The sequence below is a fragment of the Methylobacterium aquaticum genome (assembly GCF_001043915.1).
In the GTDB taxonomy this organism is placed as follows: Bacteria; Pseudomonadota; Alphaproteobacteria; order Rhizobiales; family Beijerinckiaceae; genus Methylobacterium; species Methylobacterium aquaticum.
This window is the reverse complement of record NZ_LABX01000174.1, coordinates 1-14,891: the sequence shown is the minus strand read 5'-3', so window position 1 is coordinate 14,891 and position 14,891 is coordinate 1. Positions and strand designations below refer to the sequence as shown.

Sequence of the window (14,891 nt, the reverse complement as noted above, 5' to 3'; positions counted from 1 at the left end):
TACGTGCCGATCAACGGCTTCTCCGGCGGCAACACCTACACGATGTATGCCGATGGGACGATCGACGCCGATACCCCGGCCGGGCGCTTCCATTTCGCGTCGATCGAGGAGTTGAAGCTCTTCCGCAACGCCGGCGGCGAGGGCGCGGCCCGCACCCGCAACGGCTGAGCGGCCGGACGGTCGCCTACAGCCCCGCCAGGGGGTTGAGCGCGGCGTTGCGCGCCGGCAGCGGGGCCAGCATCGTCAGGGCGAGGCCGCCGGGCGCGTAGTCGGTGGCGACCTCGGCCTGGACCTGGGTGGTGAGCACCCGTTGCAGCAGGCGCGAGCCGAAGCCCTGGCGGGTCGGCGGCGCCACCGCGGGGCCGCCGGATTCCTGCCAGTGGAAGCGCAGACGCGGCCGGTCCGCCCCGGGCTCGAGGCTCCAGCCGATCCGCACCCGGCCGGTCCGGTTCGACAGCGCCCCGTACTTGGCGGCGTTGGTGGTCAGTTCGTGGATCGCCATGCCGATCGGCACCGCGATCTCGGAGGGCAGGTCGACCGCCGGGCCGTCGAGTTCGACGCGCCCGCCGGTGCCGGGCCGCATCTCGCCATCGGCATAGGGGCGCAGCTCGTTCTCCAGGAGGCCGCGCAGGGAGGCGGTCTGCCACACATCCTCGGTGAGCACCGAGTGGGTATGGGCGAGCGACATGATGCGGCCGACGAACGCCTCGTAGAAGCTGTCGATGCTCGACGCCGTCCGGGCGGTCGAGCCGACGATGGCCTGCACGGTCGCCAGCGTGTTCTTCACCCGGTGGTGCAGCTCGCGGATCAGCAGCGACTGGCGCTCCTCGGCGAGACGTCGGTCGGTGATGTCGGCGACGACGCCGATCAGGCGCCGCGGCAGGCTGGCAGGCCCGCCGCGCTCGAAGCGTCCGGCCATCTCGATCGTGCGCCAGACCTCGGCCCCGTCCTCGTCCGGTCGGCGGATGCGGGTCGTGGCATGCAGCACCCCGTCGCCGTGGAGCGCCGCAGCGACGGCGCGGCGGAAGGACGCCTTGTCCTCCGGGTGGACCACCGTGCGGAAGAATTCCCGCATGCTGATGGTGCCGTCCTGCGGCCGGCGGCCGAAGATCTCCCACATGCGCTCGTTCTCCCAGAGCGACTGGTCGTCGAGCACGTGCCATTCGAAGATGCCCAGGGCCGCCACCGTGGTCGCCACCCGCAGCCGCTGCTCGCGGTCATGCAGGGCGCGCCGCGCCTCCTCGCGGGCCGTCGCGTCCTGGACCACGCCGATCATGCCGGTCGGCGTCCCGTCCGGCGCCAGAGTCGCCTGGCCCCGGGCGGAGACCCAGGCTTCCTGGCCGTCATCCGCCCGGCGGAAGCGCATCTCCACCGCGCAGGGGATCGCCTTGGCGACCGCATCCTGGACCGTGGCGCGGATCCGTTCGAGATCGTCGCGGGCGACCGCCGCCTGCAACTCGGCCCAGCCCGGCGTCGCGCCGGCAGGATAACCCAGGATCGTCGCGGCCCGGTCCGACAGGGTGACGCGACCATCGGCCAGGCTCCAGCTCCACTCGCCCAGGCCGGCCGAGGCGAGCGCGAGATGGGCCTGCTCCCGATGGCTTGGCTCGGCCAGGCCGTCGACGGCCTCGACCGCGACGATCCGGCAGCCGCCCCGCTCCGGCCCGGCCCGAAGCCGGACCCGGAGCGGCGACCCGTCGGCGCGATGCCACCACGCGTCCCAGGGGAGGTCCGGACCGGCCGAGGAGCCCTGCGCGTGGCCGAGATCAGCGAGGCGACGACCACCCAGGGCGCCCGGGTCCATGCCCAGCAGCGCACCGAAGGCCGGGTTGGCGGCGAGGATCCGCCGGTCCGGTCCACTCAGGCAGGCGAGGGCGACCGGCGCGCCATCGAAGGCGAAGCGGGGGAGAAGTTCGTCCGGCAGGCCGGGGGCGACGTCGGGCCTCTGATCCAAGGCGGCGCAATCCTGGTCAACGGGTGACGGAGGTCGGGCGCACCCGTTCCGCCGCACGACGTCCCGAGCCGACATGCCCCGCCCGGCCCGGCTTGGCGGTTTCGCGGCGAAAACCATGCCTCTCCGCGGGTCCGGCGGCAAGGTCGGCCGATCCGGCCCCGTGCGCGGTGCGCCCGAGCACGTTCCGGGCCGATGCCCGCTTCAGCGGGCCGGCATCGGGCGGGGATCAGCGCCTAAGCACACTTGTGTTGGCAGTCCAAAGCCTCGTCCGCCTGGAGCATTGTCCGACGAAGTGGATACCGGTTCGTCGGACAATGCTCTAGACCCGCTCGAAGGTCAGATATGTGGGCCGGCGCCCCTCGGCCGTGGTCTTGGCCTCGTAGCGGGTACCGGGCCATTCCGGCCAGGGCGTGGTCCAGTCGGTGCCGCTTGTCGCGGTCCAGCGCAAGGAGGGGCAACGGGCGGCGCGGACCAGGGTCCAGCCGACGTAATCGTCGATGTCGGAGGCGAATCGGAACTCGCCGCCGGGCGTCAGAACCCGGGCGATCTCGCGCAGGGATTCATCCGAGACGAAGCGGCGCTTGCGCTGCCGGCGCTTCGGCCAGGGATCGGGATAGAGCAGGAAGACGCGCCCGATGCTGGCATCGGGGAGGCGCGGCAACACTTCCATCGCGTCCCGATCCCAGAGGCGGACGGTGTCGATGCCCTCGTCGTCCAGGGTGCGCAGCAGCTTCACCACGCCGTTGACGAAGGGCTCGCAGCCGATGATGCCGGTGCCGGGATTGAGCCGGGCCTGCGCGGCGAGGTGCTCGCCGCCGCCGAAGCCGATCTCGAGCCAGGTCTCCGCGACCGGGCGCGGAAACAGGGAGGCGGGGGCGAGGCGGCCGGCCTCGGGCAGGCGCAGGCGCGGCAGGAGGCCGGCGAGGCGCTCCTCCTGGCCCGGGCGCAGGCGCTTGCCCTTGCGCCGGCCGTAGAAGGCGCGGGCCCGCTCGGGGCCTGCGTCGGTGTCGTGGTCGTCCATGGTGTCCCGGTGCCGAGAAGGGGCGCGTGGGGACGCCCCGTTAGCACCGGGGCGCCGGATCAGGCCAGGGCGCTCTTGAGCTGGCCGATGAGGTCGGTGCGCTCCCACGAGAAGCCGCCATCGGCCTCAGGCTCGCGGCCGAAATGGCCATAAGCCGAGGTGCGGGCGTAGATCGGCTTGTTGAGGCCGAGATGGGTGCGGATGCCACGGGGCGACAGGTCGACGAGCTGGCCCAGGACCGACTCGAGCTTGGCCTCGTCGACCTCGCCGGTGCCGTGCAGGTCGACATAGATCGACAGCGGCTTGGCGACGCCGATGGCGTAGGCGAGCTGAATCGTGGCCCGGCGGGCGAGGCCGGCGGCGACGACGTTCTTGGCGAGGTAGCGCGCCGCATAGGCCGCCGAGCGGTCGACCTTGGTCGGGTCCTTGCCCGAGAAGGCACCGCCGCCGTGGGGCGCCGCGCCACCATAGGTATCGACGATGATCTTGCGCCCGGTCAGGCCGCAATCGCCGTCCGGGCCGCCGATCACGAACTTGCCGGTCGGGTTGACGTGCCACACCGTCTGGTCGGTGACCCAGGACTCAGGAAGCGCCGCCCGGATGTAGGGCTCGACGATCGCCCGGACCGCCGCCGAGTCGAGCGACTCGTCGAGATGCTGGGTCGAGAGCACGATCTGGGTCGCCTCGACCGGGCGGCCGTCGGCATAGCGCACGGTGACCTGGCTCTTGGCGTCCGGACCGAGCACGGCGGCCGGTCCAACCTTGCCCTTGCGGGCATCGGCCAGGTCCTTGAGGATCTTGTGGGCGTAGTAGAGCGGCGCCGGCATCAGGGCGGGGGTCTCGTCGGTCGCGTAACCGAACATGATGCCCTGGTCGCCCGCGCCCTCGTCCTTGTTGCCCGCGGCGTCGACGCCGACGGCGATGTCGGCGGACTGGGCGTGCAGGTAGATGGCGACGTCGTTGTTCTTCCAGTGGAAGCCGTCCTGCTCGTAGCCGATGTCCTTCACGGCTTCGCGGGTCAGCTCTTCCAGGTCCTTGAAGGTGACCGAATCGGGGCCGCGCACCTCGCCGGCGATCACGATGCGGTTGGTGGTCGCCAGGGTCTCGACGCCGAGCCGGGCCTCCGGCATGACCGCCAGATAGGCGTCGACGACGGTGTCGGAGATGCGGTCGCAGACCTTGTCCGGATGACCCTCGGACACCGACTCGCTCGTGAACAAATAGTTGGAACGCGGCATGGCCTGCGAAGCCCCCATGGTTTCGTCGGGTGCGGCCGCTCGGCCGATTGCGACCCGACACTTCGGTCGCGGGGTTCTGGCAGCCGGAATCCCGAACGTCAATCCGATGGACCGGAGGCGTTCGCTTTATCGAACGGTTGTTGCCCGGACAGCGCATGGTCGACGGCGCGCACGAGGCTGCCCAAAGCCTGGCGGCGATCGTCGTCGAGATGGGTGTCGGCCGCGCGGGCCACCGCCTCGGCGAAGCCGCTCCATCCCTCCAGCGCCTCCAGCCGGGCCTGCGGCCGGTCGCTGAGGCCGGGCTGCGGCGCATCGCGGCCCGGCATGCTCTCGAAGAAGAACCCGACCGGCACGCCGAGCACGCGCGCCACGACGTCGAGGTCCGTCGCGCTCAGACGGTTGGCACCCTTGAGGTATTTGCCGAGCTGGGAGAGCGAGACCTCGAGCGGGCCGGCGAGCGCTTCCCGGCTGAGGCCGGCCCGCAGGCGCCGCTCCTCGATCAGGCTGCCGATATGCACGTCGCGGTAATCCGCAGGTTTCCCGGCCATCTCCCGACTCGCAGGTCTGCCCGCGCGTCGCGCCGCGGCATGGAAGGCAACGGGCGGATTGTTGCTTTCCGATCGTTGCGATCGCGTAAATGCCCGCGCTTTGGCCGAACGCTTCATTCGTCATACCGGATGACGGCGCGTGGATCGGACCGGGCGGAGCGCCGGCGTCCGGCTCCCGGGGACCGATACCGGCCCTTAACGGCTGGCGTGCAACAGTGGCGATCCGTCCCGTTCGCGTTCCTCCCGGCGCCGATCCCGCCTGCCGATGCTGCCTTTGCCGGACATCACGACCCTGCGCCTGTGCAGTTGCCTGGCCACGAGCGCTTTCGCGGCGGTGTTCCTGGTGCTGTGGGCCGGGCGCCGGAGCGAAACGCATTGGCCCTGCTGGGCGGCGAGCGCCGGTGGCTATGCGTTCATTCTGGTCGGCTTCGCCGTCACGACCGATCACGTCGTCACGGCTCTGCTCTTCGCCAGCCTGGGCGTGACCAGCACGCTGCTCCTCGCTGGCGTCCGGCAATTCGAGGACGGGCGTGGCGTTCCGGTCCGCTTCTGGGTTCTGGGTCTCTCGCCGGGCCTCGCCTATGCCCTGCCGCTCCTGGTCCTGGGCCTTGCCCCCAGCGAGGCGGCGGCTTGGCCGTGCCGGATGCTCGGTACGGCGATGATCGCCGTCAATACCGGAACCATCGGCGTCATCCTGCTCCTTGGCCAGACGAGCGTCCCGGGCCGGGGGCAGCGCATCGCCGCGGTGGCTCTGCTCGGCTATCTGCCGTCCTATGCGGCGGACCTCGCCTTCGACGCGGTGGGGGTGGGCACCATGCAACTCGCCGCGCTCCTGCCGATGCTCTCCGACCAGCTGCTTCTCGGGCTCCTCCATCTCGGCCTCCTGGCCATGCCGGGCGAGCGGGCGCAGGCACGCCTGCGCCTCCTCGCCGAGCAGGACCCGCTGACCGGTGCCCTGAACCGGGCCGGCCTCGCGGCACGCCTGCCGGGCTCCCCGACGGCCGGCACGGCCGTGGTCCTGGTCGATCTCGACCACTTCAAGGCCCTCAACGACGGCCATGGCCATGCGGTCGGCGACGCGGTGCTCAAGGCACTGGTGGCGGTCGTCACCGTCCGGCTCCCCTCGCCGCACGATCTCGTGGTCCGGCTCGGAGGCGACGAGTTCGCGGTGGTGCTGCGCGGCACGACACTGCCCGAGGCACGGGCCTTCGCCGACCGAGTGCGGGAGGCCACGCGCGAGGTGCCGGGTCTGCCCGCCTGGACCGCGAGCCTCGGCGTAGCCCTGTCCCGGAGGGACGATCGGTCGATCGAGGAGACGATGGCGCGGGCGGACCGCGCCCTCTACCACGCCAAGCAGACGGGCCGGGACAGGGCCGCATGAGGACCGGGATGGCGCATCCCGATCCCCGCCGCGGGCCGGCCTTGGTGAGCGGCGATGCTCTCCACCACCGACATCGGGCTTGCGCCTCGGCGCCGCCATCCTGGCCGGGAGGCTGGTCGCCCTCCGCGCGGCCCCGGCGTCCTCACGATCCCAGCCGAAGAGGTGGGCGCGGGTCGCCCCCCGCGCGGCCCCGGCGGCGATCGCCGGGTCCGGCTTCTCCGACGACGCGACCGGCGCCAATGCCAGCCGGGTGATCCAGGGGACCATCACGGGAATCGGCTTCCTCGGCGCCGGCGCGATCGTCAGGCGCGCGGGCCTCGGCCGGGCCCACGGCCTCACCCCCGCCGCGGCGATCTGGGTGACGGCGGCGCTCGGCATCGTCTTGCCGCCTCGGCGCCTCTCGGCCGCTGGCGCTCGGTACGGGCTTCCTGTTCGCGACCCTGATGGTCGGCGGCATCATCGACCGTGCCATCGACGACCGGCGGAGGCGGGCGGAAGGAACGCACGGGGGATGACATCGCAGCCCGGTCACGGCCGGGACCGCCCTCGCACGCGCGACACGCCGATGGCCCTCCGTCCAAAAAAGAAGCCGCCCTCGCGAGCGGCTTCAGTCAGGGAGGAAACGCCCTAAGGAGGGCTGCAGCACCCGGCACAAGCCACGATGCTGCACTGCATCAACTCATGTTGCATCGCATCGTTCCGCCCTTCCGCGCGCCTTTTGTACCGGATGGAAGCGGCCGATGGCCGAGCGTGCGAGACGACGCGGGAGAGGGTGCACCTGCGTGGCAGGAGCCCGCGCGGACCCCGCCAATCGGACGACGTCCCCATCGCCCACATGGCGTCACCGCTCGATCACCCGACCGGTCGTCGTGCCGCAGGGCACGGGCGGGCCCGCCGCGAACTTCATCCCGCGGCGGACGTAGTCCCGGGAGATCCCTGTCTCGCGAGTCATGGTCATGAGTTACGACAGCGACGTTCCCCCCCATCTGTCGGCGCAGCGCGCGGTGCCGCCGGCGCCGGTCGATGCCCCCAGCCCCAACACGGCGATGCTCAAGGGCGACATCGATTCCGGCCGAAGCGGCGACAAGGTCGAGGTGTTCGATCCCGGCATGGCGATGCTCGGCACCTGCGAGGAGGCGGGGGGCAACCCGCTCTCGCCGAAGGACATCGCCAGGGCCCGCCTCGCCGAGATCAAGGACCGATGGCGCCTGTCTCCCCGCAAGCCGGGCTACGCCCACACGCATGTCGATCCGACGCTCGCACTGTATGTCGGGTTCATCGGCGCCGCGGGCGTCGGACTCTCCGCGGCGATCTGGCTTGCGCGCGCCGCGGCGTGATCGGCGTCGCGCGGGCGCAGGGCGGCGTCAGGCGCGCCGGAACGCCAGGGCCGCCCGGACCGGCGCCGCCAGGAGGCTGAACAGGGCGCCGACCGTCAGGACGAGAGCGACGGAGAGGAGGGCGCCGAAAAGGCCGATGAAACGCATGGGAACGCCTCGCTGAAACGGTGTCGAGCCGCGCGTCGGCGGCCGGGTCGGGAGGCAGGAGGCGCCGCAAACAAGGCGGGAGTGAGGAGTCCGGGCCACGCGCAAGCGTGAACGGCGAGGGTTGCGCCTAGGCGGCCTCCACGCGGCGCCAAGCGAAGGACCCTCCCGACGCCCGCAAACGCCCGCACCAGCGGGTCGCCCTGCTGGCACGCGACGGCATCCCGGTCCTGACGACAGTCGCGCCCACCGCACGGCATGGCCGAAGGCCATGGCGGACAGGGCTCGGCAAAGCGTGGCGTCCCCGGCAGGGCTCGAACCTGCGACCCCAGGTTTCATCCCACTTCGGCTTTCGCCGCCGCCGCGAGGCGTTCGTGGTCTGGACTATCCCTTCACCGTAGACCTGCAACAGGCCCTTAGGTGCCGCCCGTCTAGTCTCTACACCTTCCCGGCCTGGCGGCCGGGCTTGGCTCGGGATCGGCGTGAAACCGCGCACGGCTCGACGCTTTCCCCGAATTTGAGCGGATCCGCCGCGCGGTTTCCCGGCGCGACGCCCAATTCGGTTTAGGAAACCTGTGCTCTGTCCAGCTGAGCTACGGAGACCCACGGCGCCCTCTTACCATCTCGGTCTCTTTTCGCCAACCTCGCGGATGATGGGTTGGAGATGGCGTCCACCATGAGAGGACGGATCGCGGCGGGCCTCGGCCTCGCCTTCCTCGCCGGGGGCCTCGCCGGGGCCGCGGCGGCGGCGAGCCCCCGTGGGCGTGAGCCGCCGGCCTGCCGGGGCCGCATCGCCGGGCAGGACCGGATCGAGTCGGTCGCCGCGCGGGGCGAACTCGTCCTCGCCTCCGGGCGGCGGGGACGCCTCGACGGGGTGCGCTGGCCCGACGACCCGGCTGCCGCCGAGGCCGCGCGGGCGTGGCTCGCCGGGCAGGCGGGCCGGCCGCTGGTCACCCGCGAGGCGCCGGACGCGGACCGATGGGGCCGAATCACCCTGGATGCCACGACCCGGGACGGGGAGCCGGTCGACCTCGCCGGTGGCCTCGTCGCGGCCGGCCTGGTCCAGGTCGATGCCGGAGAGAGCGACAGCCTGTGCCGGCCGGGACTGCTGGCGCTGGAGGATGCGGCCCGACGGGCAGGGCAGGGGCTCTGGGCCGGGACGCCGCCGGTGCCGACCGAGGACGTGGCGCGCCTCGTCGCGCTCGCAGGCCGCTTCGCGGTCGTGGAGGGCCGCGTGCGCAACGTGGGCGAGCGGGCACGGAGGACCTATCTCAACTTCGCGCCTTTCGGCGCGGACGGTGCTACGGTCACGGTGTCGAAACGCACTTGGCGGATCATGCTCGAACGTGGTTTCTCTTCCGTGGCGCTTCGAGGGCGGCGCGTGCGGGCTCGCGGCATCGTCGAGCTGTGGCGCGGACCGACCCTGGATATCGGCGCGGCCGAGATGATCGAGATGCTGGACGAGGAGCAGGCGCCGCGGCGCTGATCGCCATGGGGTGGTCCTTCACGCGAACACGGCCGGCGGCGCGCGCGGCCATCGTCCGACCTGCGGCTGCGGGCATGCGGGCGGCTGTCGTCGTGCCGGCGGCGGCTTTGGCGCTGCTCGTCGCCGCCTGCACGTCCGACCAGACCGGCGCGCTCGCGCCGGTGGCGGCCGTCGTGCCGCCCGAGGCGCCGCGCACCACCGGGCGCGACCGCCCGGCCAACGACGCCGACCACGCCAAGCTCGTGGCCTCGTTCGGCGGAGAGTACCGGGCGCCGGCGGCGCTCCGCCTCGTCAGCGACGTCACCGACCGGCTGGTCAAGGCGACGGAGCGCCCGGACGAGACCTACGCGGTGACGCTGCTCGATTCGCCGGTGGTGAACGCCTTCGCACTGCCGACGGGCCGCCTCTACGTCACCCGCGGGCTTCTGGCGCTTGCCGACGACACCTCGGAACTCGCCGCGGTCCTGGCGCACGAGATCGCCCATGTGACCCTGCGCCACGCCAGCGCGCGCACCGAGATGGCGCTCCGCTCCGAGCTGGTCAGCAAGGTCGTGGCCGACGTCCTCAACGATCCGGCGACCGGGGCCCTGCTTCAGGACCAGTCCCGCTTCGTGCTGGCCCGGTTCTCGCGGGCCCAGGAATTCGAGGCTGACCAGACCGGGGTACGCACCCTGGCCCGGGCCGGCTACGATCCGTTCGGCGCGGCGCGCTTCCTCACCGCGCTCAACCGCACCACGGCGTTGCGGGCAGGGTCGGGGCTCGCCTCCGAGCCCGACATGCTGGCCACCCACCCGAGCACGCCCGAGCGCATCACCCAGGTGACGCAGGCGGCGCGGCGCATCGGCGCGCCCGGTCTCGGCGTCGACGACCGCAACCGCTACCTCGCGGCGATCGACGGCATCGCCTATGGCGACAACCCGGCCGACGGGCTGATTCGCGGCCGCCGCTTCATCCACCCGCGCCTCGGCGTCGCCTTCGAGGCGCCAGAGGGCTTCGGGCTCGACAACACCGCCCGCGCGGTGCTCGGCACCACCCCGGACGGCAACCGCCGCCTGCTGTTCGACGCCGTCGAGACCCATGCCGGCCAGGGGCTCGAGGAGGTGCTGAAGGCGACCTGGAACGACGCGATCGAGACCGGCAGCTTCGAGAACCGGATGCTGAACGGCTTCCCGAGCGTCACCGCGGTCTCGAAGGGCAAGGAATGGTTCTTCCGCCTCGCGGCCGTGCGGGTCGGCACCAACACCTTCCGGATGATCATGGCGGCCAAGGGCAATACCGATCCGGAGCCGGCCTTCGGCCGCTGGCTCTCCAGCGTCGCCCTGGTGACGCCCGAGGAGGCGCGCAGCCTCAAGCCCCTGCGCATCCAGGTTGTCACCGCGGCCCCGGGAGACACCGCCGAGAGCCTGTCCCAGCGCATGACGGCCGTCGACCGCCCGCTCGAGCGCTTCCAGGTCCTCAACGGGCTCGACAGGGGCGTGCCGGTGCGGGCAGGCCAGCCCTACAAGCTCGTGGCCGAATAGGGCGCGGACCGGGGCGATCCGTGACATCGCCCCGCTTCTCAACCCGGATCGACCGTGCTATCTGGGCAGCCGCCGCGGGTGTAGCTCAATGGTAGAGCAGCAGCCTTCCAAGCTGAATACGAGGGTTCGATTCCCTTCACCCGCTCCAACCCCTTTCCTGTGACCTTGCAACGACTTACGGGCATTCCCTCGCGCTGAGGGGAGGTCCCGAACGAGCAGGGATACAACGGACGGGCCCCTCAGGGGCGTTGTACCCGGGGTCTCGGGACCGGCTTCCAGGCCACAGAAAAAGCTCTCTGCGGTGGCCGCGAGAGGCATTCCTGCTGAGCCGCCGTTAGGAATCGCGGCGGCAAAATTTTGCAAAAAATTGCAGGCGATCTTCAGGGCGCCAGGGCCCCGGCGCCTGGAGGTCGTTCTCCGGCAACGGGCGGTCCTGCGGGCGCTCGGGCGCCCACGTCCCCATCAGGACGTCCGCGAGGGGGCCGAACGCGAAATCTGGGATTGCCCCGGAGATCGGGTCTCCTCCGGATGGAAGCCGAGAAAGCTGGTGTATTCGGACCGTCGCCGAACCGACGGTCGCCTGAACGAATGAGTACAACTATGGAGAGGCTTCAGCCCTGACCCGCGCAGGCGAGGTTGACGAACTCGCGGAACGTCCTGGCGGCAGGGGTGAGCGCCGTATCGGCCCGCCAGGCGAGACCGACATCCATGGTCGGGATCTCGTCCTCGATCTGGCGCCGCTCCAGGCGCTGCCCCTCCAGAGACCAGGGCCGATAGACGAGGTCGGAGAGGATCGTGACTCCCATGCCCGCCGCCACCATGCTGCGCACCGACTCGACGGAGGACGTCCTGAAGATCACCTCGGGGCGGAAGGGGGTCAGGGCCCAGTAGCGCCCGGCGGTATGGCCGGCCTCGTCGACGGTGAGCATGATGTAGGGATGGCGTGCGACATCGCTCAGGCCCACCCGGCCCTGGCGCAGGAGCGGATGCTCGGCGGGCAGCCACAGCCGGCGCCGCGAGCGGATCAGGGTCTCGGCGGCGAGCGCGTCGCGCGCCTGGAGATTCGAGACAAGCATGACCGCGATGTCGAGGGCGCCGTCGAGCAACGCCTGCTCGATCACGTCCCGCGGCGCCTCGAACAGGGTCAGCGTCACGCCGGGAAAGCTTGAGGCGAAGCGGGCGTGGTGGCGCGGCAGGAAATAGCCCGCCACCGTGTAGGTCACCCCGACCCGGACCGTGCCGGTGACGGCGGCGCCCGCCGCCCGCGGCTCGCGCACCGCCTCGGCGACCGCCGCCATGATGTTGCGTCCATGGAGCAGGAAGCGGTTGCCCTCCCGCGTCAGGGCGACACCGGCCGCGTGGCGCTCGAACAGGCGCACGCCGAGCAAGGCTTCGAGCTGCTGCACCGCCGCCGTCACGGCGGATTGCGAGACGTTCAGCTCCACCGCCGCCTGCGAGATGCGGCCGGATTCCGCCGCCGCGATGAAGTAGCGGATCTGCTTGAGCGAGATCGACATGCCCGGTCCTCGACCGTGAGGAAGGTATCGGATTTTTCGAAACCCGGCACGCAGATTTCCGATTTTACAATGGCGCGAACGCTTGCAACTCTCCGGTTCGCGATCCAGCCGGAGGCGACCCGATGGTCTCGATCAACTGCGACATGGGCGAAGGCTTCGGCATCTGGCGCCTCGGCGACGACGCCGCGCTGATGCCCCACATCCACATCGCCAACGTCGCCTGCGGCTTCCACGGCTCCGACTTCAACCACATGCGGGCGACGGTGCGGCTGGCGCGTGCCCACGGCGTCGCGGTCGGCGCGCATCCGTCCCTGCCCGACCTCCAGGGCTTCGGCCGGCGCGAGATGAAGATCGGCCGCGAGGAGCTCACGAACTGCCTGATCTATCAGATCGGTGCGCTGAAAGGCTTCCTCGACGCGGAGGGGCTGGCCCTCAACCATGTCAAGCCGCACGGCTCGCTCTACGGCATGGCGGCGCGACAGCCTGAGATCGCGGAGGCGATCTGCGACGCCGCCGACATCTTCCGGGTGCCGATCCTCGGGATGCGCGGCACGCTGCACGAGAGCGTCTATCCCGCGCGAGGCCACACGATGGTGGCGGAGTTCTACGCCGACCTCGACTACGCCGACGACGGCAGCCTGATCATCACCCGCGAGCACCCGCCCGTCGAGGCCGAGGCCGGCACCGCGCGCTGCCTGCGGGCGCTGCGCGAAGGGGTGGTGGCGACGGTGGGCGGGCGCGACGTGCCGGTCGGCCATGAGAGCATCTGCATCCATTCCGACACGCCGGGGGCGGCCGACCTCGCCCGCACCCTGCGCCAGGCCCTCCGCCGGGAGGGGCTGGAGCACGCCGCCTGATCCCTCATCGACCGTAGGACCATCCATGGCGCTCAAGACCATCCAGGCCCCGCTCCCCGGCACCTTCTACCGCGCGGCCAATCCCGGCGACCCGCCGTTCAAGGCCGAGCAGGACCCGGTCGCGGTCGGCGACACGATCGGGCTGATCGAGGTGATGAAGACCTTCACCCCGGTCCTCGCCGAGGAAGCCGGCATCCTGCGGGCCTTCCACGTCGAGAACGAGGACGCGGTGATGGCCGGCCAGCCGCTCTACGACCTCGAAGGCTGATCGCGATGGCGATCCGCCGGATCTTCGTCGCCAACCGGGGCGAGATCGCCCTGCGCATCATCCGCGCCGCCCGCGAACTCGGAATCGCCACCGTCCAGGCGGTGAGCGCCGCCGACCGGGCGATGCTGCCCGCCCGCGTCGCCGACGCCGTCGCGGAGATCGGCCCGGCCCATGCCGGCAAGTCCTACCTCAACAAGGAGGCGGTCCTGCGCGCCGCGATCGAGAGCGGTTGCGACGCGGTCCATCCGGGCTACGGCTTCCTGTCGGAGAACGCCGGTTTCGCCGACATGGTCGAGGAGGCGGGCCTGATCTTCATCGGCCCGGCGCCGGAGACGATCCGCCGGATGGGCGACAAGGCGACCGCCCGGTCGATCGCCGCACAGGCCGGCGTGCCGACCGTGCCGGGCAGCGAGGGCCGGGTCGAGGGCCTGGACGCAGCCCGTGCAGCGGCTGAAGTGATCGGCTTTCCCGTCATGATCAAGGCGGCGGCCGGCGGCGGCGGGCGCGGGATCCGGGTGGCGCAGAATCCCGACGACCTCGCGACCCTGATCCCGCAGGCGACCGCCGAGGCCAAGGCCGCCTTCGGCGATGGCGGCCTCTACCTCGAACGCTTCGTCGGACGCGCCCGCCACGTCGAGGTGCAGGTGCTCGGCGACGGGCGCGACGCGATCCACCTCTTCGAGCGCGAATGCTCGCTCCAGCGCCGGCGCCAGAAGGTGTGGGAGGAGGCGCCCGCCGCCTGTCTCCCGCCCGAGGCCCGCGAATCCTTGTGCGCCTCGGCGGTGCTGCTTGCCAAAGCCGTCGGCTATCGCGGCGCCGGCACCCTCGAATACCTCTACGATGCTGGAACCGGCGCGTTCTATTTCATCGAGATGAACACGCGGATCCAGGTCGAGCATCCCGTCACCGAGATGATCACCGGAATCGATCTCGTGCGCGAGATGATCCGCATCGCCGGGGGCGAGCCCTTGCGCCTGTCGCAAGGAGACGTGCGCCCGCGCGGCCACGCGATCGAGGTCAGGATCAACGCCGAGGACCCGGCCAACGGTTTCCGGCCGGCGCCCGGCACGATCACGGGGGTGAGCCTGCCCGGCGGGCCGGGCGTGCGCGTCGATACGATGCTTTATCCCGGCTACGCGGTGCCGCCCTTCTACGATTCGCTGCTGGCCAAGCTCGTCGTCCACGACGAGAGCCGGGAGGCCGCGCTTGCCCGCCTCGAGCGGGCGCTGGGCGAACTCGCCGTCGAGGGCCTGCCGACCACCGCGGCTTTGCACCGGGCGCTCGTCGCCGATCCGGCCGTGCGGGCGGGCGACGTGCACACCCGCTGGCTCGAAGCGTGGCTCGACGCCCATCCGCTCACCCCCTGAAGAGGCATCGCGATCATGCGCTACACGTTCGGTGGCGACGAGCACGTCTTCGTCGAGGTCGACGAGGCGATGTCCCTCGAAGCCTTCTTCCGCAGCCTCTCGATCACCAATGCGGTGCGCGACAGCCGCATCCGCGGCGTCACCGAGATCTGCCCGGCCAACGCCTCGTTCCAGATCAAGTTCGACCCCGACCTCATCGCTCCCGACGACCTGCTGAAGGAACTCAAGAGCCTGGAGGGCGCCGGCGCCGGCG

The 14,891-nt window shown here is 71.4% G+C and carries 14 protein-coding genes and 1 tRNA gene; 10 read left to right on the top strand and 5 right to left on the bottom strand.

What is annotated here, in order from left to right:
* Nucleotides 1–184 precede the first annotated feature (184 nt).
* The 4 genes from VP06_RS21700 to VP06_RS21685 form a co-directional block, all read right to left on the bottom strand.
* Nucleotides 185–1,954, bottom strand: coding sequence for an HWE histidine kinase domain-containing protein (locus tag VP06_RS21700; RefSeq protein WP_048465868.1), 1,770 nt, complete (start codon nucleotides 1,952–1,954; stop codon nucleotides 185–187).
* Nucleotides 1,955–2,273: 319 nt separating this feature from the next.
* Complete coding sequence (gene trmB / locus VP06_RS21695; RefSeq protein WP_048465867.1) at nucleotides 2,274–2,975, bottom strand: tRNA (guanine(46)-N(7))-methyltransferase TrmB; 702 nt, start codon at nucleotides 2,973–2,975, stop codon at nucleotides 2,274–2,276.
* 59 nt (nucleotides 2,976–3,034) lie between these two features.
* Nucleotides 3,035–4,213, bottom strand: a complete 1,179-nt coding sequence (metK, locus tag VP06_RS21690; RefSeq protein WP_048465866.1) for a methionine adenosyltransferase — start codon at nucleotides 4,211–4,213, stop codon at nucleotides 3,035–3,037.
* Between the two features lie 98 nt (nucleotides 4,214–4,311).
* On the bottom strand, nucleotides 4,312–4,878 hold the full coding sequence (locus VP06_RS21685; RefSeq protein WP_245291271.1) for a helix-turn-helix domain-containing protein: 567 nt from the start codon (nucleotides 4,876–4,878) through the stop codon (nucleotides 4,312–4,314).
* A 148-nt stretch (nucleotides 4,879–5,026) separates the two neighbouring features.
* On the opposite strand from VP06_RS21685, the gene VP06_RS21680 reads away from it, so the two are divergent.
* From VP06_RS21680 to VP06_RS21660, 6 genes are all read left to right on the top strand, one after another.
* Nucleotides 5,027–6,142, top strand: coding sequence for a GGDEF domain-containing protein (locus tag VP06_RS21680; protein ID WP_053081976.1), 1,116 nt, complete (start codon nucleotides 5,027–5,029; stop codon nucleotides 6,140–6,142).
* Nucleotides 6,143–6,221: 79 nt separating this feature from the next.
* Nucleotides 6,222–6,773, top strand: coding sequence for an MgtC/SapB family protein (locus tag VP06_RS35190; protein WP_156295707.1), 552 nt, complete (start codon nucleotides 6,222–6,224; stop codon nucleotides 6,771–6,773).
* 325 nt (nucleotides 6,774–7,098) lie between these two features.
* Complete coding sequence (locus VP06_RS21675) at nucleotides 7,099–7,479, top strand: hypothetical protein (RefSeq protein WP_048465869.1); 381 nt, start codon at nucleotides 7,099–7,101, stop codon at nucleotides 7,477–7,479.
* Between the two features lie 820 nt (nucleotides 7,480–8,299).
* Nucleotides 8,300–9,109 carry a DNA-binding protein gene (locus VP06_RS21670; protein ID WP_245291270.1) on the top strand — a complete coding sequence of 270 codons (810 nt, stop codon included), beginning with the start codon at nucleotides 8,300–8,302 and terminating at the stop codon, nucleotides 9,107–9,109.
* 74 nt (nucleotides 9,110–9,183) lie between these two features.
* Nucleotides 9,184–10,629 (top strand): M48 family metalloprotease, encoded by a 1,446-nt coding sequence (locus VP06_RS21665; RefSeq protein ID WP_048465863.1) that lies wholly within the window; start codon nucleotides 9,184–9,186, stop codon nucleotides 10,627–10,629.
* 74 nt (nucleotides 10,630–10,703) lie between these two features.
* Nucleotides 10,704–10,777, top strand: a tRNA-Gly gene (locus VP06_RS21660).
* A gap of 463 nt (nucleotides 10,778–11,240) precedes the next feature.
* Here VP06_RS21660 and VP06_RS21655 read toward each other — a convergent pair.
* Nucleotides 11,241–12,146 carry a LysR family transcriptional regulator gene (locus VP06_RS21655; protein WP_048465862.1) on the bottom strand — a complete coding sequence of 302 codons (906 nt, stop codon included), beginning with the start codon at nucleotides 12,144–12,146 and terminating at the stop codon, nucleotides 11,241–11,243.
* 122 nt (nucleotides 12,147–12,268) lie between these two features.
* On the opposite strand from VP06_RS21655, the gene pxpA reads away from it, so the two are divergent.
* The 4 genes from pxpA to VP06_RS21635 form a co-directional block, all read left to right on the top strand.
* The gene (gene pxpA, locus VP06_RS21650) at nucleotides 12,269–13,003 is read left to right on the top strand and encodes a 5-oxoprolinase subunit PxpA (protein WP_048465861.1); all 735 of its coding nucleotides are present in this window, start codon (nucleotides 12,269–12,271) and stop codon (nucleotides 13,001–13,003) included.
* 25 nt (nucleotides 13,004–13,028) lie between these two features.
* A complete protein-coding gene (locus VP06_RS21645; protein WP_048465860.1) occupies nucleotides 13,029–13,271 on the top strand; it encodes an acetyl-CoA carboxylase in 243 nt (80 codons plus the stop codon).
* A 5-nt stretch (nucleotides 13,272–13,276) separates the two neighbouring features.
* Nucleotides 13,277–14,638 (top strand): acetyl-CoA carboxylase biotin carboxylase subunit, encoded by a 1,362-nt coding sequence (locus VP06_RS21640; RefSeq protein WP_048465859.1) that lies wholly within the window; start codon nucleotides 13,277–13,279, stop codon nucleotides 14,636–14,638.
* A 15-nt stretch (nucleotides 14,639–14,653) separates the two neighbouring features.
* Nucleotides 14,654–14,891, top strand: a 238-nt coding sequence (locus VP06_RS21635; RefSeq protein ID WP_048465858.1) for a carboxyltransferase domain-containing protein, incomplete at its 3' end; no start/stop codon positions are given.